A 20,683-nucleotide genomic window follows, 5' to 3' on the forward strand; every position below is an offset into this window, starting at 1 on the left:
CTAGCTTGACCGGGTTCGCCATGAGCGCAGGGCGAGGCGCCGCGTCGCGGGCCGGACCTCCTCGATCACTTGACTCCCGTACACCGCCGTCGCGACCGAGCGTTTCAGGTCGCGGCACCGCCTGAGGACGTGGGGCGGGAACCCGGTACCGGTCGGCCGGTCCGGAGTTCCGCCCTCCTCGGCGTCGAACGACGTCCAACCTGAGCCGAGGTCGATGAGGCTGCGGTGCTTGGTCGTGTAATACCCGCGCGACACGCTGAACGCGAGACCGCTCGCGCCGGCCGCGGCGGCGACGAGATGCAGGTGGTAGCGGCTGGAAATCCAAGTCTGCCCGGGCGCCAGCGGCAGGCCGTGACGCCAGATGTCGCGGAACGGGTGGAACTCGGCACCGGCGAGTTCGTGTTCCAGCAGCGCCGGAACAGCGCGGTCGACGCGGGGAATCCCTTCGACGACGGCGAGATGCTCCGGGTGGACTTCCCAAGCCCGCAACAAACCCAGTACCTGGGCGGCCAGCACGGACGGCTCGAAGGCGCCGATGTCGGATTGGACGCACAGCACGAATTCGCGCGCCTGCGCGGTGGGTCTCTGCTCGGGTGGTTCCAGGAAGACGTCGTCGCACGTGCGGACGACCCCGGGCAGCAGTTCGGCCGACGGACCGTCGCGGACGTCGACGACGTCGAAACGGTCGGCGAGCGAGCGGAGGAGATCGGTGGCGCCGGGCGGGAACGGCGTCAGTCCCTGCCCGGTCATGGCGGTGCGGGCCCCCGATCGCCGGGCGGCGGCCGCGGCGCCCGCGAGCAGCCCGATGTGCCGCGGCCACAGCGCGTTGAGGTAGCCGCCGCCGATCAGGTGCAGCACGTCGGTCCGGCCGAGCAGGTCGATGCCCGCGTCCCAGCGTGGCGCGAGCCCGGGGTCGTTCACCGCCGACTGCACCCAGTTCGCGACGTCCCACGGATCGTCCGACGGCGCCTCGCCGCACAGCCGCCACAAGGTGTCCGTACACCGGAGGCGCGGGTGCAGATCGTTCAGCAGCAGTTGCGCGGGCCCCGGTGAGTGGGTGTCAAGCCAGACGTCCGCCTCCGGCTCGGTCCGCGCCAGATAGCGAAGCCACGTCGCCGCGATCAGCTCGTCGCCGAAATTCGGAAAACCGCTCGGGCCGATCAGGTAGTGACAACGGCGGGGACGCGGCGCGCGGGCGGGGGATTCGCTTCCCCCGCCCGCGCTTCCGTCGAAGGTCACTGCGCGACGGTGATCTGCGTGTCCAACGCCTTGTCGCCCTGCGCCTTTTCGTTGCCGGTCGCCTCGGTCTTGACGCGATCCTTGGCCACGCCCGCTCCTTCGAGCGCGGCGGCGATCGCTTCCGCCCGCTTTTCGGACAGGGTCTTGGACTTTTCCGCGTCGGGGTAACCCGCGTGCGTGGCGACGGCGATCTTGACGTCGTTGCCCTGCATGGCCTTGGCGATTTCGCCGAGGGCCGATTTACTCTTTTCGGACAGTTCCGCACTTTCGGTGGTAAAGGTGATCGGTGACTGCTGAAGCGCCTGCTGGATCGCGGCGGTCACCTTCTGGGCCGCCTCGCCGCCGGCCTGGCCCGCGTCGCCGGTTCCCGCTCCCGACGAGGCCGAAGCGTCGGCGCCGGAAGACGGCGCGCCCGCCGCACTTGAAGCGGTTCCATTCGTGCCAGAAGATCCAGCCGCACCGTTTTCGCCTTCGGAGCCGCACGCGGCCACGAGGCCGGCCACGATCGCCACGCCCGTTACCGTTCGGGCAATTGTCCTGCGCATGAAGTTCGAACTCCCTTTGGCCGTCTCCGCATTGGCTGACGCCAGGGATACGAACACGAAAGGACTAAAAGCGCCAACCGCGAGCGAGGGCGGCCCTCAGTCGCCATCCGTGGCCGAAGTCCGGATAAATCGCTTCGACCAGGAAACTCGTTACAGTCATGGACCGGTGAAGAGATCGGCAAGTCCACCCGAGTGAGCGACCGTGAGTGTCGTCTCCTCGTGGTCGAAGCACTTTTCCTTACCTGGTCGAAGGAAATCGTGCCGGACTCACCCACCCGTCGCCCCCGGGTTGCCCCTCGACGCGAATGCACTTTGATGGAAGACAGGCGCCGGATCGACGGCGTACCGAAAAAGTGAGGAGCTCTCATGGGTATCGACTTCGAAGGCATGAAGGACAAGGTGAGCGGGGAGCACGTCGACAAGGCCGCCGACTTCGCGAAGTCCCGCTTCGGTGAACACTCCGACAAGATCGACTCGGCCGCAGACAAGGCGAAGGACTACCTCGGTGAGTCCGGCGGCGAGCAGCAGAACGAAGGCCAGCAGGATTCACCGCAGGGCCAGTAATCCGAGGACGTCCCGGAACGGCGCGTACCCGGACGTGACCGAAGTGTCGAGCACTCGCGAGCGTCGGTAGAAGGGGCTGAGGTCGAGGCCGACGCCGACCCCACGGATCTCGACGGTGCTTTCCTCCCGCAGCACCGTTTCCCGCAGATGCTCGTCCAGGTAATGCGGATCGTTCGCCAGGCTCGTCGCGCTGTCCATGGGGCTGCCGTCGGAGAGGACGAGCAGGATCCGGCGTGCTTCGGGTCGCGCGCGCATCCGGGCGCAGGCCCAGGCCACCGCCTCGCCGTCGATCCCTTCGCGGAACAGATCGGCTTTCAGCAGCGCGGCGAGATCGGGGCGTGCCCGGCGCCATGGCGTCTCGGCGGCCTTGAACACGAGGTGGAGTCGTTCGTTGAGCCTGCCGGGATGCCGTGGCCGTCCGGCCCGGATCCAGTCCCGCCGTGGCCTGCCCCCGTTCCAGCCGCCGGTGGTGAACCCGAGCACTTCGCAGGTCGCCCCGGCGAGTTCGATCGAGCGCGCGAAGAGGTCGACCAGCGCGGCGACGGGTTCCGCGTGCGCGGTCATCGAACCCGAGCAGTCGATCAGGAACGTCACGAGCGTGTCCGCCACCGGTTCGATCCGCTCGGTGCGGAAGATCCTCCGCTCCGTGGGGGAACTGATCAGCTGCGCCAGGGTCCGGCCGTCGAGGAGGCCTTCCTCCTGCGCGCCGTCCCAGCCGTCGCGCGCCGGTTCGGCGAGCACCGCCTTGAGGTCGCGTGCCAGCCGTCCCGGCCTGACGCCCTGCCTGCCGACGCGCCGGTCGAGCCGCTCGCGGAGTTCGGCGAGCATCGCGGGGCGCACCAGGTCCGACGCCCGTTGTTCACGGTCGTACGCGGTGGTGTGAATCCGGTACGCCGCACCGGATTCACCCAACGTCCGGCTGGTGCCCGCGGTCGCGATGGGAGTCTGTTCGCCGTGGCTCTTGTCGAAGTCGATCACGAGGCTGAACCGCGGGTCGGTGGGATCACCCTCGTTTTCGGCGGCCTGCTCGGTTCCGGCGAGCAGGCCGCCGGTCGTCCGGGCGATCGCCAGCGCGTGTTCGGCGAACGCCTTCTGATCCGTCCGGTGCCGTCGAAGCCCGGCGAGGTCGTGACCGAGTGAAGGCGCCAGCGCGAATCTGGTCGCCTCGATGAGATCCTCGGTCTCCTCGACCACCGGTTCGCCGGTGATCCGCGACCGGCAGATCTGCGCGACGGTGTACAGGAGCAGTCCGCGCGCGGTCTCGGTCAGCCCGGACCGGTGGAACTCCAGCGACCAGCGCAGATGACGCAGTCGCAGGTTCCGTCGCATTCCCGGCATGTCCGCGGGCGGGATCGACTCGGCGCGGAACTGTTCCAGCAGCTCGAAAATCCCGCGCTCGGCCGGATCGCTCGGGCTCAGGCCACGGTGCAGCGCGGCGTCCGAGACGGTGAGACGCAAGGCCATCCCGTCCGCGATCCCGCGGGACGACACTAGATCGTCGTCGGCGGACTGACGCAGATGCGGCGCGTGCAGGGGGAGCGGCTCGCGTCCCCGATGCAGCCGCCGCGCCCGGAAATGCAGGGCCGGATCGCCGCTGAGCGCCCGGACCGCGGCCGCGCACAGTTCCTCGGCCTGGTTGCGGCGCCGGGTTTCCGCCTGGCCGGCGGTCATGCCGAGAGCAGGTGGAGTTCGTCGTCGAAGCAGCGCTGGAAGTACTCCGCCACCAGGTCGCGCTCGGCTTCGTCGCATTTGTTCACGAAGGACAACCGGAAGGCCGTCGCCGGATCACCGAAGATCTCGATGTTCTCCGCCCAGGTGATCACCGTGCGCGGGGACATCAAAGTGGACAGATCACCGGCCTGGAAACCCTTGCGGGTCAAAGCGGCCACCGCGACCAGGGACGCCGCCAGGGTTTCCGGGATGCCGGGCACCCTGGCCCGTACGATCGCGATCTCCTCGGCGGCGGGCAGGTAGTTCAGCGACGCCACGATGTTCCAGCGGTCGATCTGCGCGTGGTTCAGCCGCTGCGCGCCGTGGTAGAGCCCGTTGAGGTTGCCCAGCCCGACCGTGTTGGCGGTGGCGAACAGCCGGAACGACGGATGCGGCCGCAGCACCCGGTTCTGATCGGTGAGGGTGAACTTGCCGTCGCGTTCGAGGACCCGTTGCAGCACGAACATCACGTCCGGGCGGCCCGCGTCGTACTCGTCGAGCACCAGCGCGACCGGCCGCTGCAACGCCCACGGGAGGATGCCCTCCTGGAACTCGGTGACCTGCTTGCCCTCGCGCAGCACGACCGCGTCGCGGCCGACGAGGTCGAGGCGGTTGAGGTGGCCGTCCAGGTTGACCCGCACACACGGCCAATTGAGCCGCGCGGCGACCTGTTCGATATGGGTCGACTTCCCGGTGCCGTGCAGCCCCTGCACCAGCACGCGGCGGTCGCGGGTGAACCCGGCGAGCAGCGCCAGCGTCACGTCCGGGTTGAAGCGGTACGCCTCGTCGACCTCGGGGACGTGCTCGGTGCGTTCGCGGAACGCGCCGACGACGAGATCCGAATCGATGCCGAAGACGCCACGTACCGGGAGCCGAAGCTCGGGGATCATGAGAACTCCTTACGACGGAACACTTTCCGGTTCGGAACCGCCCTCGGCGTCGACGCGGCTGATCGCCTCGGCCGCGCGCTGCAGTGCCGGGAGCGTCTGCAGGGCCTTGTCCGGCGTCAGGCGCATGACCGGCGCCTGCACGGCGGCGCAGAGGTTGGCGCGCCCCGGCACTAGGACCGCGACGCACACCAGACCGGGCAGGAACTCCTCGTCGTCGAGGGCGAACCCGTCCCGGCGGATGCGGGTGAACTCGGCCTCGAGCGCGTCGAGGTCGGTGATGGTCTTGTCGGTGTACCGCTTGAGCGGCGCGTGCGCGAGCAGTTTCCGCCGCTGCGACGGGCTCATCTGCGCGAGGATCATCTTGCCGCTGGCGGAACAGTGGATCGGCACCCGCGAGCCCGGCCGGAGGTAGAACCGCAGCGGCTCCGGGGTTTCGACCCGGTCGAGGTACACGATTTCGTTGCCGGACAAGGTGGTCACGTTGCAGCTTTCGCCGAGTTCGTCGACGAGGTGACGCAGGACGGCGTGCCGGGCGCCGTGATGGGTGGCGTTGAGGAGCAGGTTCTCCGCGAGCCGCCGCAGCCGGTGACCGGTGCCGTAGTGGCGTCCGTCGGCCTGCCGGATCAGCAAGCCGGCTCCTTCCAGCTGCTGCAGCATGCGGTGCAGGGTCGGTTTCGGCAGGCCGGTCTCCTCGACGAGACCCTGCAGGGAGACCAGCTGGTCCTTGGCGGCGATCAGTTCGAGCAGGGAGAACAGCCGCATGGTCGGCGTGTCCCCGTTGATCGGATCCGGTTCGCGAAGCAGCTCCATGTTCCGAAAAGTAGCACAAGACGTCTCGGTTTCCAGAATCTGGCGTTGACGCTGGGGCGTCGGCGTCCTATCGTCGGTCGCATCCTGATTTCAGGAACGCCACGTACCGATTTGTGTAAATCTCGCCTGTCGAAGGAGCGGAACATGACGGAACGGAAGACGGGTGACGGCCGCGTGGTCGTCAGCGGCCGGAAGAAGATGACCCCGTCCGAGGCCTTCGTTGAGACGCTCGTGGCGAACGGCGTCACCGACATCTTCGGCATCATGGGGTCGGCGTTCATGGACGCGATGGACATCTTCGCGCCGGCGGGCATCCGGCTGGTACCGGTGGTGCACGAGCAGGGCGCCGGGCACATGGCCGACGGTTACGCCCGGGTGAGCGGCAGGCACGGCGTCGTCATCGGGCAGAACGGCCCGGGTATCAGCAACTGCGTGACCGCGATCGCGGCCGCGTACTGGGCGCACAGCCCGGTCGTCATCGTGACGCCGGAAGCGGGCACCATGGGCACCGGCCTCGGTGGCTTCCAGGAGGCCAACCAGCTGCCGATGTTCCAGGAGTTCACCAAGTACCAGGGGCATGTCAACAACCCGAAGCGGATGGCCGAGTACACCGGCCGCTGCTTCGACCGCGCCCATTCGGAACTCGGCCCGACGCAGCTCAACATCCCGCGCGACTTCTTCTACGGCGAGATCGAGGCCGAGATCCCGGAACCCGCCCGGCTCGACCGCGGCCCCGGCGGCGAACGGAGCCTCGACGAGGCCGCCGCGCTGCTGGCCACGGCGGAGTTCCCGGTGATCATCTCCGGCGGCGGCGTCGTGATGGCCGACGGCGTCGAGGAGTGCAAGGCGCTCGCCGAACGCCTCGGCGCGCCGGTGGTGAACAGCTACCTGCACAACGACTCGTTCCCGGCGAGCCACCCGCAGTGGTGCGGGCCGTTGGGATATCAGGGTTCCAAGGCCGCGATGAAGCTCATTTCGCAGGCGGACGTCGTGATCGCGCTCGGTTCGCGGCTCGGCCCGTTCGGCACCCTGCCGCAGCACGGCATGGACTACTGGCCCAAGGACGCGAAGATCATCCAGATCGACGCGGACCACAAGATGCTCGGCCTGGTCAAGAAGATCACCGTCGGCATCTGCGGTGACGCCAAGGACGCGGCGGTCGCGCTGACCGAGCGGCTGGCGGACCGGACGCTGGCCTGTGACTCCACAAAGGACGCTCGCGCGGCGAAGATCAAGGCGGAGAAGGACGCGTGGGAGGCCGAACTCGACGCCTGGACCCACGAGACCGACCCGTTCAGCCTCGACATGATCGCGGAGCAGGACGGCGAGGAGGGCAACTGGCTGCACCCGCGGGAAGTGTTGCGGGAACTGGAGAAGGCCATGCCGCCGCGGGCGATGGTGTCGACCGACATCGGCAACATCAACTCCGTCGCGAACAGCTATCTGCGTTTCGAGGAGCCGCGCTCCTTCTTCGCGCCGATGAGCTTCGGCAACTGCGGGTACGCGCTGCCGACCATCATCGGCGCCAAGGCCGCGGCACCCGACCGGCCCGCGATCTCCTACGCCGGCGACGGCGCGTGGGGGATGAGCATGGGCGAGATCATGACCGCGGTCCGCCACGACATCCCGGTCACCGCGGTGGTGTTCCACAACCGGCAGTGGGGCGCGGAGAAGAAGAACCAGGTCGACTTCTACAACCGCCGGTTCGTCGCGGGCGAGCTGGAGAGCGAGAGCTTCGCGGGGATCGCCAAGGCGATGGGCGCGGAAGGCATCGTCGTGGAGAAGCTCGACGAGGTCGGCCCCGCGTTGCAACGCGCCATCGAGGCGCAGATGAACGAGGGCAAGACCACCGTCGTCGAGATCATGTGCACCCGCGAGCTGGGCGACCCGTTCCGCCGCGACGCGCTGTCGAAGCCGGTGCGGTTCCTGGAGAAGTACAAGGACTACGTGTAGGGCTCGTTTTGCGCGTGAAGGCCCCCTTTCCTCGGCTGAGCCGGGGGAAGGGGGCTTTCACGCGCGTAGGGGAACACAGGCGCGGCGTGAGCAAGGGCGTGACGCGCGTGATCAGGGACGTGACTCGCGTGATTGGAGGCCGCACTCGGGGTGTTCCGTCGCTGATCACGCGAGTTCCGCCTTCGATCACGTGAGTGCGGCGCCGCGTCCCTCGTCCGTGAAGGCCTCCTTGAGGGACCCAGGGTCCCTCAAGGAGGCCTTCACGCGCTGGTGGTGCGGGCGAGGGCAGTGGCGCGTTGCGAAAGCCACTTTCGCAACCTTCAACGTTGCGAAAGTGGCTTTCGCAACGTCGGCGCCAGCGCCGTACCCGAACTCGCACGACCAACTGGACCCATCGAACGTCGCCGCTCTGGTGCTGGGCCGGTGCCAGCCGGGTTGCGAAAGTCAAAGCACAGACTCGTGTCTCGAAGGAGGTCTCCGGTGGACGTCACCCAGCTGCGAGCGCAGGCTCGACGGCATCTCGGCCCGCACTTCACCCGCAAGGACACCTGGGCCTCGGATTTCCCGGTGTTCGTACGCGGCGAGGGAAGCTACCTGATCGACACCGAAGGACGCCGTCATCTCGACGGGCTCGCCGGGCTCTTCTGCGTCAACATGGGCCACGGGCGGGCCGACATCGCCGCGGCCGCCGCCGAGCAGGTCGGCACCCTGGCCTACGCGAGCAACTGGGGCTCGGCGCATACGCCCGCGATCGAGGCCGCCACGTTGCTGGCCGAACTGGCGCCGGGCGACCTCGGGACGACGTTCTTCGTCAACTCCGGTTCGGAGGCGGTGGAAACCGCGCTCAAATTCGCCCGGCAGTATCACCGCAGCCAGGGACAGCCCGAGCGGACGAAGATCATCAGCCGCGACATGGCCTATCACGGCACCACCATCGGCGCCCTCTCGGTGACCGGGCTCGCGAAGATCAAGGAACCGTTCGGCCCGCTCATGCCCGGCGTCCGCCACGTGCCGAACACGTTGGGGCTGCTGGGAGACTGCGGTCCAGCGTCCGAATTGGACTGTGTCGCGGCGATCGAGCGGGTCATCCTCGAAGAAGGGCCGGAGACGATCGCGGCGCTGTTCGCCGAGCCGGTGCAGAACGGTCGTGGTGCGCTGGTCCCGCCGGAGGGATACTGGCTCGCTTTGCGCGCGCTGTGCGACAAGTACGGCATCCTGCTCGTCTCGGACGAGGTCATCTGCTCGTTCGGCAGGCTCGGGCACTGGTTCGGGCACGGGATCACCGGCGTCGTGCCGGATCTGATCACCTTCGCCAAGGGATCGACGTCGGGGTACGCGCCGCTCGGCGGGGTGATCGTGCGCGAGAAGCTGGTCACTGAGCTGTACGACTCGCCGAAGGGCGGCGTCTTCACCCACGGCGCCACCTGGGGCGGGCATCCCGTCGCCACCGCCGTCGCGGTCGCGAACCTCACCGCGATGCGGGACGAGAACGTGCTCGGCAACGTCCTCACCGAGGGCCCGGAACTGTTCGCCGCGCTGAACTCCCTCAAGTCCGCGCACCGCTGCGTCAAGGACGTCCGCGGCACCGGGTTCTTCTACGCCATCGAGCTGATGGCCGACCGTGACAGCGGCCGGGAGCTGACCGAGGCCGAATCGCTGAAGGTGCTTCGCGAGGTGCTCCCGGAGGCGTTCCGGCGCACGGGCGTCATCCTCCGCGGCGACGATCGCGGCGCGACGATGCTGATGATCTCCCCGCCACTGGTCGCCGACCGCGAGGTGCTCACCGAACTGCTGCACGGCGTCGACGCGATGCTCAACGACGTCGAGAAGGCCGTCCAGCCCTGAACCAGCCCTTTCGCCCGGTGGGGGTCGCCGTCCTGCGGCGGCCCCCGCTTCGTACGTGGAGGTACTTCGATGAGCCTGACCACCGAGGTCACGCCGGACGCGACGCTCGACGGATGGCGGAAGTCCTTGCGCGGCCGGAATCTCCGCGTCGCCTTGCCGGACGGCGACGACGACCGCGCCGTCCGTGCCGCGCTGGCGCTCCGGGACGAAGGTGTCGTAAGGCCGTTGCTGTTCGGCGACGGGGCGCGCCTGCTCGCGGCAGGAGCCACGGACGACTTGATCGTGGACGTCGCGGAAGCCCTTGCCGACGACCGGACCGAGGCCGCGCTGGCGGCGGGATTCGCGCGGCACCCGGAAAAGCTCGCCGCCGCCCGGCGCGATCCGGTGTTCGTGGCGGCCGCCGCCCTGCGAGCAGGCAAGGTGGACGCTTGCGTCGCCGGGGCGACACGGCCGACCGCCGACGTCCTGCGCGCGGGTTTGCGGGTCGTGGGGCTCGCCCCGGGTGTGTCCACTTTGAGCAGTTGCTTCCTGTTGCTGCTCCCGGACGGACGACGGCTGACCTTCTCGGACTGCGCGGTGGTGCCCGAGCCGGGCGCGGCGCAGCTGGCGGACATCGCCCTCGCCGCCGCGGCGACCCACCGCGGTCTGACCGGGGAGGACCCCGTCGTCGCCATGCTGTCGTTCAGCACGCAGGGGAGTGCCGACCATCAGCGGGTCGAGGTCGTCCGCGAGGCGACTTCGCTGGTGCGGCAGCGGGAACCCGGTCTCCCGGTGGACGGTGAGCTGCAGTTCGACGCCGCGCTCGTGGCGTCGATCGCCGCGGCCAAGGCGCCCGGTTCCGCGGTCGCCGGCCGCGCGAACGTCCTCGTGTTCCCTAATCTGGACGCGGGCAACATCGGCTACAAGATCGCCGAACGGCTCGGCGGCGCCGTCGCGCTCGGCCCGATCCTCCAGGGCCTCGCGGCGCCGCTCAACGACCTTTCGCGCGGCTGCTCGGCGTCCGACATCGAGACACTCGCCCTCTTGACCGCGGTCCAAGCTAGCCGAGCAGCGCGAGGGTGACGTAGGCGATGGCGCCGACGAGCAGCGTGGAGAGCAGGCCGAGCAGCAGCGCCCGGCCACCGGTGCGGACCAGGGTGCCGATCCGGACCGCGCAGCCCAGCCCGAAGAGCGCTCCGGCCAGCAGCAGCGTGCAGACGACCTTGGCGACGTCGAGCGCCACGCCGGGCAGGATCCCGGTGCTCCGCACCGCCACCATCGCCAGGAAACCGAGGACGAACAGCGGGACCAGCGGGGCGCGCTTCCCTGCTGCGGACGGGCGGCGCCGCCGTTCGTGCACGCTGACCGCGGCGACCATCGGCGCCAGCAGGACGACACGGCTCAGCTTCACCACCACGGCGACCGCGACGGCGGCGGTCCCGGCCGGGGTGGCGGCCGCGACGACCTGGGCGACCTCGTGCACGCCCAATCCGGCCCAGCCGCCGATCCGCAGCGCGTCCATCCCCAGCCATCCGCCGATGAGCGGGACCGCCGCGATCGCCAGGCCGCCGTAGAAGGTGACCAGTGCGACCGCGGTCGCGACGTCGGAGTCCTCGCGTTCGACGACCCCTTCCATCGCCGCGATCGCCGACGCGCCACAGATCGAGAAACCGGTCGCGACCAGCATCGCGAGTCCCCGCGGGACACCGATCAGCCTGCCGAGCCCGATCGTGCCGAGGAACGTGAGGCCGACCGTCAGCACCACCGCGAGCAGCGTGCCGGGGCCGAGGGAAAGCACCGAAGGGAGCGCGAGTTGCAGACCGAGAAGGACGACACCGGAACGCAGGAGCTTCTTCGTCACCTTCGCGATCGCTTGCCGGGTGCCGTCCGAGAGCACCGGCAGCGAGCCGGCGAGCACCCCGAGCACGACCGCGAGGGTGAGCGCGCTCAGCACGGGAACGGCGGTGCTCAGCAGGTACGCGACGACCACACCGAGGGCGGTGACGGCCAGACCGGTGAGGTGCGGCTTCGTTCGCCGCGCAGACGTGGTGCTCATACCGACGAGCGTCGTCCGGAAAGGACAGCGCCGGTAGCCGGGAGAACGACGGATAGGTCATGCACTTTGGCTATGACAGCCCCGGAGCTGGACTCCTTGCGCCTGCTGGTCCTCGTCGGCGAATTGGGCAGTATCGGTCAGGCCGCCGTCGCACTCGGGATGACGCGGCCGTCGGCGGGCAAACGACTGTCCTTTGTGGAACGAAGGCTGGGTCTGGTGCTGGTGGACCGGACCCGTCGCGGTTCCGCGCTCACCCCGGACGGCCGGGTGATCGCGAGCTGGGCGCGGCGCGTGCTCGCCGAACTCGACGGACTGCTCGATGGCGCCGAAGCCCTGCGGAACCGGCACGAGAACGGGCTCCGGATCGCGGCGAGCATGACGCCGGCCGAGCATCTGGTCCCACGCTGGATCGGCGAACTCAACCGCGCGCACCCCGGGCTCCACGTCGGCCTGGAGGTCACGAATTCGGATCGGGTCGCCGGATCGGCCCGCGAAGGCAAGGCCGACATCGGCTTCGTCGAATCACCCGGCCCCTTCACCGGGCTCACGTCGCGGAAGGTCGCCGTGGACCATCTCGTGGTCGTGGTCGACCGCACCCATCCTTGGGCGCGCGAACTCCGTCCCCTGACCCCGGCGGAGCTGGCGGCCACGCCGCTCGTGGTGCGGGAACGCGGCTCCGGAACCAGGGAGACCGTCGACCTCGCGTTGCGCGTGGCCGGCGTGGGGTCGGTGAAACCGTTGCTGGAACTGGGTTCCGCCTCCGCCGTCCGCAGCGCCGTGGTGGCGGGCGCTGGTCCCGCGGTGATCAGCGCCCTGGACGTCGCGGACCACGATCTCGTGCCCGTCGCGGTGGACGGTGTCGACTTCGGACGGGTGCTGCACGCGGTCTGGCCGGAGGGACGGCGCCTCACCGGTCCGGCGGCGGAACTGCTGGCCTTGGCCGGGCGACGCTCGTCCCGAGAGTGATCTGGACCCCTTTCCCACATCGTAACTGGCACTCGCCCCTGGCCCGACTTGTTCCTACGGTGACCGGAACCACAATGGAGCTCCCAGCGCCACCGCTCCGGCGGTGCGTGCGAGAAGGAGGAGACGTGACTTCAACGTCCGGTCCGGCACAGAGCAGCGGCCTGAAACCAGGGCTCAAACAGCGACATATGAACCTGATCGCCCTCGGCGGCGTCATCGGCGCCGGGCTGTTCGTCGGCAGTGGCGTGGTCATCCAATCGGCGGGCCCGGCGGCGGTGGTCTCGTTCCTCATCGCCGGTCTGATCACCGTGCTCATCATGCGCATGCTCGCGGAGATGACGATCGCCAAACCCGCGCTCGGGTCGTTCTACGTCTACGCCAGGGAGGCGCTCGGCAACCGCGCGGGCTTCGCCGTCGGCTGGATGTACTGGTACTTCTTCGTCATCGTCGTGGCGGTCGAAGCCGTCGCGGGCGGCCGGATCCTGCAGCTGTGGGTACCCGACGTGCCACTGTGGGTGCTCAGTCTCGGCCTGCTGCTGATCCTCACCGGTACCAATATGGTCTCGGCGCGGTCCTACGGGGAGTTCGAGTACTGGTTCTCGTCGATCAAGGTCGTCGCGATCGTCGTGTTCCTGGTCGTCGGCGCCCTGTACCTGTTCGGTTTCTGGCCGGGTGCCAACGGCGGCCTGACGAACCTGGTGTCCCACGGCGGGTTCGCGCCACTCGGGATCGGCGCGGTACTCGCGGCGGTGGTGCCGTGCATCGGGTTCTACACCGGCGCGGAGATCGTCACCATCGCCGCCGCCGAATCCGCGGAGCCGCAGAAGGCGGTCGCGAAGGCCATGCGCTCGATCATCTTCCGCGTGGTGCTGTTCTACGTCGGTTCCGTGTTCCTCGTCGTCGCGATCAAGTCCTGGGACGATCCGGCGACGGCGGTCAGCCCGTACGCGGCGGTGCTGGAGGTGCTCGGCATCCCGGCCGTGGCGACGATCATGAACGCGATCGTCCTGACCGCGGTGCTCTCGTGCCTGAACTCGGCCCTGTACACCTCGTCGCGGATGTTGTTCGCGCTGACCAGCAACGGCGACGCGCCGAAGGCGTTCACCCGCCTTTCCGGCAGCGGCGTGCCGAGGCGCGCGATCCTGGCCGGGACGGTCATCGGATACGTCTCCGTCATCGCCGCCTACACCTCGCCGGACCTGATCTTCCAGTTCCTGGTCAACTCCTACGGCGCCGTCGCGCTGTTCGTGTACCTCTCGATCGCGCTCGCGCAGGTGCGGCTCCGCCGTCGGCTGGAGCGGGAGGATCCGGACAAGCTCACGCTCAAGATGTGGCTGTTCCCGTGGCTGAGCTACGCGACCATCGCGCTGATGGGCGGCGTGATCCTGGCGATGGCGCTGCTGCCGTCGACCCGCTCGCAGTTCTGGCTCAGTGCCGTGACGCTCGCGCTGATCCTCGTCGGGTTCGAAATCCGCAGGCGGCGCGGCAAGCCGGCGGTTCCGGCCGCGCCCGTCGATCCCGTCCCGGACGAACCCCAGCGTGCCCCGGCCACCGTCCGGGAGTGACCCTGGACGGGCTGAAAGCGTCCTTCGCCGCGTCTGATGCGGCGAAGGACGCTTTGTCATCGGCTCACGGTGATTTCCCTTGCCACACTTGAGAGTTTCTCGGGATTACGGACGTGGTAGGCGCCGGTGACATAACCGTTTTCGACCCGCACCGCCAGCACACCGTCGATCTCGCCGCCGATCCGGATGAGCAGACCGGGTCCGCCGTTGACCTGGACCGGTTCGACGGTCCGTTCCGCCCCGCGTTTCCACCAGCCGACGGCCAGCAGCCGCGCCACCTCGTCCGCGCCGACGACCGGCCGCGGCAGGGCGTGCTTGATCCCGCCACCGTCGCTGAGGGCGACGACGTCCGGCGCGAGGATGTCGAGCAGCCCCTGCAGATCACCGGTTTCCACCGCGGCCTGGAACGCCTGGAGCGCGGCCCGGTGCTCGGCCGGGGAGCCGGTGCCGCGCGGCTTGCGCGCGGCGACGTGGGCCCGCGCCCGATGAGCGATCTGCCGGACGGCGGCGGGAGTCTTGTCGACGGCCTGGGCGATTTCGTCGTAGTCGACGGCGAAAACCTCCCGTAGCACGAAGACCGCCCGCTCGGTCGGCGCGAGTGTCTCCAGCACGAGCAGCATCGCCATCGAAACGCTCGCGGCCAGTTCGACGTCCTCGGCCACGTCCGGTGCGGTCAGCAGCGGTTCTGGCAGCCACGGCCCGACGTAGGACTCCTTGCGGCGGCCGAGCGTCCGCAGACGTTTGAGTGCCTGCCGCGTCGTGATCCGGACCAGGAACGCGCGCCGGTCCAGCACCGTGTCGAGTTCGACGCCCGACCAGCGCAGCCAGGTCTCCTGCAGGACGTCCTCGGCGTCGGTGGCCGAACCGAGCATCTCGTAGGCCACGGTGAACAGCAGATTGCGATGGGCCACGAACGTTTCGGTCGCCGGATCCAGGGCGCCGGGTGTCTCGTGCTGCTCGCTCATCGCTGGTTTCCCTCGTTCGTGTTTGTCCCTACGATCCCGGCCGCCGCCGGTTCGTGACACCCGGGAGTGGTGGCCTGCGCCACACGGCGGGTTTGTCACACGGGGCCGGTCGCCGGGATCTCTTGGTCGTCACGAAGCGACGACACGAGTGAGGAAGTCCGATCATGTCCACAACAACGGGCCCGCGGTCGCGGATGCCCAATCCGCTCCCGTTCGTGCCCGAGCTGGCGGAAGTCGGCGCGGGCCTGCACAAGGTCATCAAGAACGGCACCATTCCCGCGACCACGGTCAGCCTGGTGCAACTACGTGCCGGGCAGCTGCTCGGCAGCACGTATTTCGTCGTCCGTGAAACGCGCGTTCTGCGAGAGCTCGGTGAATCCGAGGAGCGGATCACCTCCGTGGTCACCTGGCGCGACGCCACCTGCTTCACCGATGCCGAACGGGTCGCGCTGGAGCTGGGGGAAGCCGTGTTCACCGCCAACCCGTCGGGGGAGCGCGTTCCCGACGAGCTGTACGCCAAGGTGTCCGCGCACTACGACGACAAGGCGCTCTGGACGCTCGTCATGGTCATCGCCCACATCGGGTTCTTCGCCCCCGCCGCGCTCATCGCGAAGCCGATCCCGGGGATGCCGCCCGGCCGCAACTACACCGACTGACCCTTCCAACTCCACGAAAGGCCTGAAAAATGAGCAAGTTCGCAGTGGCGGGAGCGACCGGGCGGCTGGGACGCCACGTCGTCGACGTCCTCACCGAACGCGCGCACGAAGTCGTCCCGATGTCCCGGGCCACCGGCGTGGACATCATCACCGGTGAAGGGCTCGCCGAGGCGCTCACCGGGGTGGACGTCATCATCGACGTCGCTTCTTGGCACGCTTCCGACCAGGAGGCGGCGACGGAGTTCTTCCGTACCTCGGCCCGCAATCTGCACGAGGAAGGCAGGCGGGCCGGAGTCGGCCTGATCGCCGCGGCGTCCATCATCGGCGTGGACAACGCCACCACCGGTTTCCTCGCCGCCAAGAAGGAACACGAGGAGTTCCTCTCGGCGGGGCCGCTCCCGGTCCGTCTTCTGCGAGCGGCTCAGTTCCACGAGTTCGTGCTTCAGCTGCTCGACTGGCGGCGGGACGACGTCGCTTATGTGCCGGCTGTGCCCACTCAGCTCGTGGCTTGCCGCGCCGTGGCCGAGGAGCTGGCCGATCTGGCGGCCGCTCCGGCCGCACCCGGAACTCCGATCCCCGAGATCGCCGGGCCACGCGAGGAGATCATGGCGGAGGCGGCCCGGCTCGCCGGTGACGCCCGGGGGATCAAGGTCGTCGGCATCGACGGGGCGAACGTGCCCGACGGCGAGATCGCCGCCAAGGGCGGGTTCCTGCCCGGCCCGCACGCCAAGCTGGCTGGCCCCACCTTCCAGGAGTGGCTCGAAACCGGCTCCTGACCTACTTACAGTAGGTTCAGAACATGGTGAAAATGAGCGAGGCGCTCCGAAAGGACGGCTACGAGCTGCGGTACGGCGATCTCGCGGGGGAGCGGCGGCCTGTCGTCTTCACCCACGGCGCCGGGATGGATCACCGGATGTTCGACGCGCAGGCGCACGCCCTGTACGACGCCGGTCATCGGGTGATCAGCTGGGATCAACCCGCTCATGGGGAGTCGAGCCTCCTGCCGGGCACGCGGTTCAGCGCGGCTCTCGCGCTCGACTCCCTCCGCTCGCTCCTCGACCACCTCGGGCTCGAACGCCCGGTCCTGATCGGACACTCACTCGGCGGGAATCTCTCCCAAGCGCTCGTCCGCCGTTTCCCGGACCGCGCTTCGGGCCTCATCGTCGTGGATTCGACGTGGAACGAAGGCCCGCTGACCGCCGCCGAACGGCTTCTGCTGAAACTCGCCGCGCCCTCACTGGCGCTCATCCCCGCCGGGCGTTTGCCGGGACTCATGGCCCGCGCGTCCGCCGTGACCCCGGCGGGGATCGCCGAATGCGAGGCGACGTTCGCGCGGATGCCCAAACGCGTCTTCCTCGACGTCTGGCGGGCCACCGTGTCGCTCGTCGACCCGGATCCGGGCTATCGCACGCCCGTTCCGCTCGCCCTCGTTCGCGGTGAAGACGACCGCACCGGCAACATCGCGACCGCGATGCCCCGCTGGGCGAAGGCCGAAGGCGTGGCCGAACACGTCATCCCCGGCGCCGGGCACGTCGTCAGCGCGGACGCGGGGGAGGCGACCACCAAGACCATCGCGGCCATCGTCGAGGGCTGGAGTGCACCGGGTCCCGCGTGCCTCCCCTAGACTTCGGCGGTGATCGCATCATGGGGGCTCGACGGCGCGCTCGAAATCGGGATCGCCGCGTTCTGCGCGGGCGAAGAACCGCCGAGCGACGACGTGTTCTGGGAACGGCTGACCGGCGCGGGAGTGGAGCCGTGGCTGGCCGAGCGGCTGCTCGTCTTTTCGCCGATGGCCTACGTCCGGCGATTGCTGCCGGACGTCACGTATCCGGACACCGTGCGCGACTCCCGCGGGCAGGTCTTCCTCGCGCAGGAGCCGGTCTTCGTGGCGGCGTACGAGCGTGCCCAGTACGCGACCCGTGCGGAATTCGAGCGGATCGCGTTCCGCAGCAGCACGTTCGCCGTGATCAACGAGGCGCTGAACGCCGGATCGCAGCTCGCGGACCTGGAACTCGGCGAACCCGTGTTGTTCAAGGATCTGGAACCGGTCGTCGAGGGCGACGGCGGTGTGCCTTCACCGCAAGCGGTGTTCGAGTCCTTGCTCAGCGAGCACGGCGTCCTGCTGGGCGATGACACTCGTGTCGATACGAAACTCATCGTGCATCCCGCCCCGGCAGGCATGGTGATGGCTCAGGTCGACTTCGCCGTGTCGCATCCCGCGCTGGCCGAGCCCTGGCTCGTCGAGAGCTTCGCCGGGCACGGCACCACTTGGCGTGAGGCGATCGGCCGTGCGGTGGACGGTTTCCGCCACGGGGCGTTGCATCCGATCGTCGACGGGTTGCTGTCGCCCGGCGCCGCGGCCGATCAGGTCGACCGCGAGCGGTACGACCATCCGGACGGTGCGTTCGAACTGGTGCTGGGCGCGCAGATCACCCTGTTCGCCGAGAACGTGCCTTCCGTCGAACCGTTGCTCGACCGGTTGCTGGAAGCGTTGCGCGCGGAGAAGCTCAGCCGGAAGGTGCACGGGCTCCGGTTGTTCGTCGCGCACAACGAGGGCGCGTTGCTGAACAACGAAGTCCTGCTGGACAGCCGACCGTGGTCGCGCGGCGAAGCGGTGGTGGCGGATCACCCGGCGCTGGTCGCCGAGGGGCGGGTCGCGACGCGGGTGTTCGGGTTACTCGTGCCCATCGACGCCTAGTTCAGGTCGGCTCCACGGGTTTCGGCGCTGAGGAGCAGGGCGACGACGGTGACGGCGATCGTCCCCACGAGGTACAGCACGACCGCCGTGGGGCCCTGCTTTTCGGCCAGCCACACCGCGATGAGCGGTGCCGGCGCACCGGCGATGATCGAAGATCCTTGGAAGACCAGGGAAGCGCCGGCGAAACGGCGGCGCGTCGGGAAGAGTTCGGCGATCCAAGCCGCTTCCGGCCCGGCGAGGAGCCCGTGCAGCGCGGCGCCGACGCCGACACCGAGATACAGCAGAGGCAGCGCGTCGGCCTGGACGATCGCGAAGAAGACCGGCGCCCAGACCGCGAGGCCGAGCGCGGGGACCAGCATCGCGGTGCGCCGCCCGACGCGGTCGGACCAATGGCCACCGGCGAGCATCCCCGCGAATTGCAGCAGCGACCCGATGGCGACGGCGAGGAGCACGTCGGCTTTGTCGTAGCCGAAAGTCTTTGTGGCGTAAGCGACCACGAAGACGGTGTAGACGTAGAAGGCCACGTTTTCGCCCAGCCGCACGCCGAGACCGCGCAGGACGGGGCCGGGGTGGGCGAGCGTTTCGAGGATGCTCGACCGCTCGCGGACGGTCTCCGCGGAAGCCTCGGCTCGCGCCTGGGCTTCCTGGAACACCGGGGATTCGTCGATGCGCCGCCGGATCCAGAAGCCGATGACCAGGAGCGGGATCGCGAACAGGAACCCGACTCGCCAGCCCCACTGGTCGAAGGCGTTGTCGGGGAGGATCAAGGCGATCCCGCCGACCACGGCCGTGGCCAGCACCGTGCCCAGAGGCGCTCCCGCCTGCGGCCACGCCGACCAGAACCCACGCCGTTTCGGGCTCCCGTATTCGCTGACCATCAGCACCGCCGCGCCGAACTCGCCGCCGAGGGCGAATCCCTGGATCAGCCGCAGTACGACGAGCGAGATCGTCGCCCCGATCCCGACCTGCGAATAGGTGGGGAGCAGCCCGATCGCGGAGGTCGACAGCCCGAGTAGCAGGAAAGTGGTCACCAGCATGGGTTTGCGCCCGAGGCGATCGCCGAGATGCCCGAAGACGATGCCGCCGATCGGGCGGGCGACGAAGCCGAGCCCCTGCGTCGCCAGCGCGAGCAGCAACTGGGCGAATCCGTTGCCACCGGGGAAGAACAGCGGGCCGAGCACGGTGGCCGCCAAGATCCCGTAGAGCGCGAAGTCGTACCACTCGAGCACGGCGCCCGCGGTACTGCCCGCCAGGACCCGCCGGAACGCCGACCGGCTGACACTCGAATCGGTCGTCGCGCTCGAGGCGGGCACGTTCGTCACTTTCGCTCCTCGTCTTCGGCCGATTCCGGCGAGGCGTCCGATAATCGGACAGTCTGAGACGCTATCCGGACACGTAGGAACATAGACCGCGTCGGCTGGATCGCGCAATCGCCGATGTCGAGATGGCCGGGCCGGCTCCGACTCTTCGATGAACGCGCCCGGATCGCGGCGCCACGGAGACGAAGGAGGCTTTGCGATGAGCAAGGTGGTCTTGGATGTGTCGATGTCGCTGGACGGTTTCACCGCCGGGCCGAACGTGCGGGCCGACGAGCCGATGGGGGACGGCGGCGAACGGCTGCACGAGTGGATGGCGGGGGAGGGAACCGACGCCCGTGCCGTCGAGGAGGTGAACGCGATCGTCGGGGCCACCGTCATCGGGCGGCGCACCTTCGACCTCGGCCTGCGGCCGTGGGGCGGTACGCCGTGGCCCGGCGTGCCGAGTTTCGTGGTGACTCACCGGATCAGGGAGGACTTCCGCGGCGACAACGGCGGGACGTTCTCCTTCGACGGATTGGAGGCCGCGGTCCGGCGTGCCAAGGAAGCGGCGGGAGACAAGGACGTCCTGGTGATGGGCGCGGACGTCGCCGGGCAACTGCTCGGTGCGGGTCTGCTCGACGAGGTGCATCTCCACCTCGCCCCGGTGCTGCTGGGGCAGGGGACCGGGTTGTTCGGCGGGCGCGGGGGCGAGTTGGTGCCGGAGGGTGAACCTGTCGCGGGGGTCGCCACTCACCTGCGTTTTCGGGTCGCCGGACGTTGACGATCAGGTCCGTGAAGGCCCCCCTTCACTGCGTCTAGCGCCAGGGCCCCAGCGCAGTCGCATAAGCGCTGGTCAAGCGGCGACCAAGGGGGCTCGTCTCGCTGATCCTCCACATTGCTCGACCGTCCACAGGGGACACTGCCAAGGCAGTCATGCCCGGTTT

Annotated in this window: 19 protein-coding genes; 11 read left to right on the plus strand and 8 right to left on the minus strand. The window is 69.1% G+C overall.

The annotated features are described in order from the left end of the window. Together ACSMFO_RS22660 and ACSMFO_RS22665 are read right to left on the minus strand one after the other, a co-directional pair. A complete protein-coding gene (locus tag ACSMFO_RS22660) occupies positions 1–1,239 on the minus strand; it encodes a polysaccharide pyruvyl transferase family protein (protein WP_436460409.1) in 1,239 nt (412 codons plus the stop codon). Further along, positions 1,236–1,841 carry an OmpA family protein gene (locus ACSMFO_RS22665; RefSeq protein ID WP_394361519.1) on the minus strand — a complete coding sequence of 202 codons (606 nt, stop codon included), beginning with the start codon at positions 1,839–1,841 and terminating at the stop codon, positions 1,236–1,238. The genes ACSMFO_RS22660 and ACSMFO_RS22665 overlap by 4 nt, the downstream gene beginning before the upstream one ends. 309 nt (positions 1,842–2,150) lie before the next feature. Here ACSMFO_RS22665 and ACSMFO_RS22670 point away from each other — a divergent pair, with 309 nt between their 5' ends. Then, positions 2,151–2,348: an antitoxin gene (locus ACSMFO_RS22670; RefSeq protein WP_037339279.1), complete on the plus strand. Its 198-nt coding sequence runs from the start codon at positions 2,151–2,153 to the stop codon at positions 2,346–2,348. On the opposite strand, the gene ACSMFO_RS22675 is transcribed toward ACSMFO_RS22670, so the two are convergent. From ACSMFO_RS22675 to ACSMFO_RS22685, 3 genes are read right to left on the minus strand one after another with little or no spacing between them, the layout of a single operon-like run. Continuing rightward, on the minus strand, positions 2,331–4,019 hold the full coding sequence (locus ACSMFO_RS22675; protein ID WP_436460410.1) for a cobaltochelatase CobT-related protein: 1,689 nt from the start codon (positions 4,017–4,019) through the stop codon (positions 2,331–2,333). The genes ACSMFO_RS22670 and ACSMFO_RS22675 overlap by 18 nt on opposite strands. Beyond that, positions 4,016–4,948 (minus strand): AAA family ATPase, encoded by a 933-nt coding sequence (locus tag ACSMFO_RS22680; protein ID WP_436460411.1) that lies wholly within the window; start codon positions 4,946–4,948, stop codon positions 4,016–4,018. Before ACSMFO_RS22680 ends, ACSMFO_RS22675 begins: the two co-directional genes overlap by 4 nt. Before the next feature lie 9 nt (positions 4,949–4,957). Beyond that, the gene (locus ACSMFO_RS22685) at positions 4,958–5,758 is read right to left on the minus strand and encodes an IclR family transcriptional regulator (protein WP_436460412.1); all 801 of its coding nucleotides are present in this window, start codon (positions 5,756–5,758) and stop codon (positions 4,958–4,960) included. 144 nt (positions 5,759–5,902) lie between these two features. On the opposite strand from ACSMFO_RS22685, the gene xsc reads away from it, so the two are divergent. From xsc to ACSMFO_RS22700, 3 genes are all read left to right on the plus strand, one after another. Beyond that, positions 5,903–7,711 carry a sulfoacetaldehyde acetyltransferase gene (xsc, locus tag ACSMFO_RS22690; protein ID WP_436460413.1) on the plus strand — a complete coding sequence of 603 codons (1,809 nt, stop codon included), beginning with the start codon at positions 5,903–5,905 and terminating at the stop codon, positions 7,709–7,711. A 480-nt stretch (positions 7,712–8,191) separates the two neighbouring features. Then, entirely contained in the window at positions 8,192–9,556 is a 1,365-nt protein-coding gene (locus tag ACSMFO_RS22695) for an aspartate aminotransferase family protein (RefSeq protein ID WP_436460414.1), read from the plus strand. Positions 9,557–9,625: 69 nt separating this feature from the next. Continuing rightward, positions 9,626–10,618 carry a phosphotransacetylase gene (locus tag ACSMFO_RS22700; RefSeq protein WP_436460415.1) on the plus strand — a complete coding sequence of 331 codons (993 nt, stop codon included), beginning with the start codon at positions 9,626–9,628 and terminating at the stop codon, positions 10,616–10,618. On the opposite strand, the gene ACSMFO_RS22705 is transcribed toward ACSMFO_RS22700, so the two are convergent. Further along, positions 10,596–11,591, minus strand: a complete 996-nt coding sequence (locus ACSMFO_RS22705; protein WP_436460416.1) for a YeiH family protein — start codon at positions 11,589–11,591, stop codon at positions 10,596–10,598. The genes ACSMFO_RS22700 and ACSMFO_RS22705 overlap by 23 nt on opposite strands. Positions 11,592–11,663: 72 nt before the next feature. Between ACSMFO_RS22705 and ACSMFO_RS22710 the strand changes: the two genes are divergently transcribed. Continuing rightward, positions 11,664–12,557, plus strand: a complete 894-nt coding sequence (locus ACSMFO_RS22710) for a LysR family transcriptional regulator (RefSeq protein ID WP_436460417.1) — start codon at positions 11,664–11,666, stop codon at positions 12,555–12,557. Between the two features lie 188 nt (positions 12,558–12,745). After that, positions 12,746–14,122 carry an amino acid permease gene (locus ACSMFO_RS22715; protein ID WP_038512240.1) on the plus strand — a complete coding sequence of 459 codons (1,377 nt, stop codon included), beginning with the start codon at positions 12,746–12,748 and terminating at the stop codon, positions 14,120–14,122. Between the two features lie 56 nt (positions 14,123–14,178). Here the strand turns inward: ACSMFO_RS22715 and ACSMFO_RS22720 are convergent, their stop codons facing one another. Next, a complete protein-coding gene (locus ACSMFO_RS22720; protein WP_436460418.1) occupies positions 14,179–15,087 on the minus strand; it encodes an RNA polymerase sigma-70 factor in 909 nt (302 codons plus the stop codon). Between the two features lie 164 nt (positions 15,088–15,251). Between ACSMFO_RS22720 and ACSMFO_RS22725 the strand changes: the two genes are divergently transcribed. From ACSMFO_RS22725 to ACSMFO_RS22740, 4 genes are read left to right on the plus strand one after another with little or no spacing between them, the layout of a single operon-like run. Continuing rightward, entirely contained in the window at positions 15,252–15,743 is a 492-nt protein-coding gene (locus ACSMFO_RS22725; RefSeq protein WP_436460419.1) for a carboxymuconolactone decarboxylase family protein, read from the plus strand. Between the two features lie 29 nt (positions 15,744–15,772). After that, positions 15,773–16,519, plus strand: coding sequence for an SDR family oxidoreductase (locus ACSMFO_RS22730; protein ID WP_073844041.1), 747 nt, complete (start codon positions 15,773–15,775; stop codon positions 16,517–16,519). A 23-nt stretch (positions 16,520–16,542) separates the two neighbouring features. After that, complete coding sequence (locus ACSMFO_RS22735; RefSeq protein WP_436460420.1) at positions 16,543–17,367, plus strand: alpha/beta fold hydrolase; 825 nt, start codon at positions 16,543–16,545, stop codon at positions 17,365–17,367. A 9-nt stretch (positions 17,368–17,376) separates the two neighbouring features. Then, positions 17,377–18,441, plus strand: a complete 1,065-nt coding sequence (locus ACSMFO_RS22740) for a DUF6348 family protein (RefSeq protein WP_436460421.1) — start codon at positions 17,377–17,379, stop codon at positions 18,439–18,441. Here the strand turns inward: ACSMFO_RS22740 and ACSMFO_RS22745 are convergent. Beyond that, entirely contained in the window at positions 18,438–19,763 is a 1,326-nt protein-coding gene (locus tag ACSMFO_RS22745) for an MFS transporter (RefSeq protein WP_436460422.1), read from the minus strand. The genes ACSMFO_RS22740 and ACSMFO_RS22745 overlap by 4 nt on opposite strands. Before the next feature lie 196 nt (positions 19,764–19,959). Between ACSMFO_RS22745 and ACSMFO_RS22750 the strand changes: the two genes are divergently transcribed. Then, positions 19,960–20,520 carry a dihydrofolate reductase family protein gene (locus ACSMFO_RS22750; protein WP_436460423.1) on the plus strand — a complete coding sequence of 187 codons (561 nt, stop codon included), beginning with the start codon at positions 19,960–19,962 and terminating at the stop codon, positions 20,518–20,520. Positions 20,521–20,683: the final 163 nt, after the last annotated feature.

The organism is Amycolatopsis sp. w19 (genome assembly GCF_051373225.1).
GTDB classification, from domain to species: domain Bacteria; phylum Actinomycetota; class Actinomycetes; order Mycobacteriales; family Pseudonocardiaceae; genus Amycolatopsis; species Amycolatopsis japonica.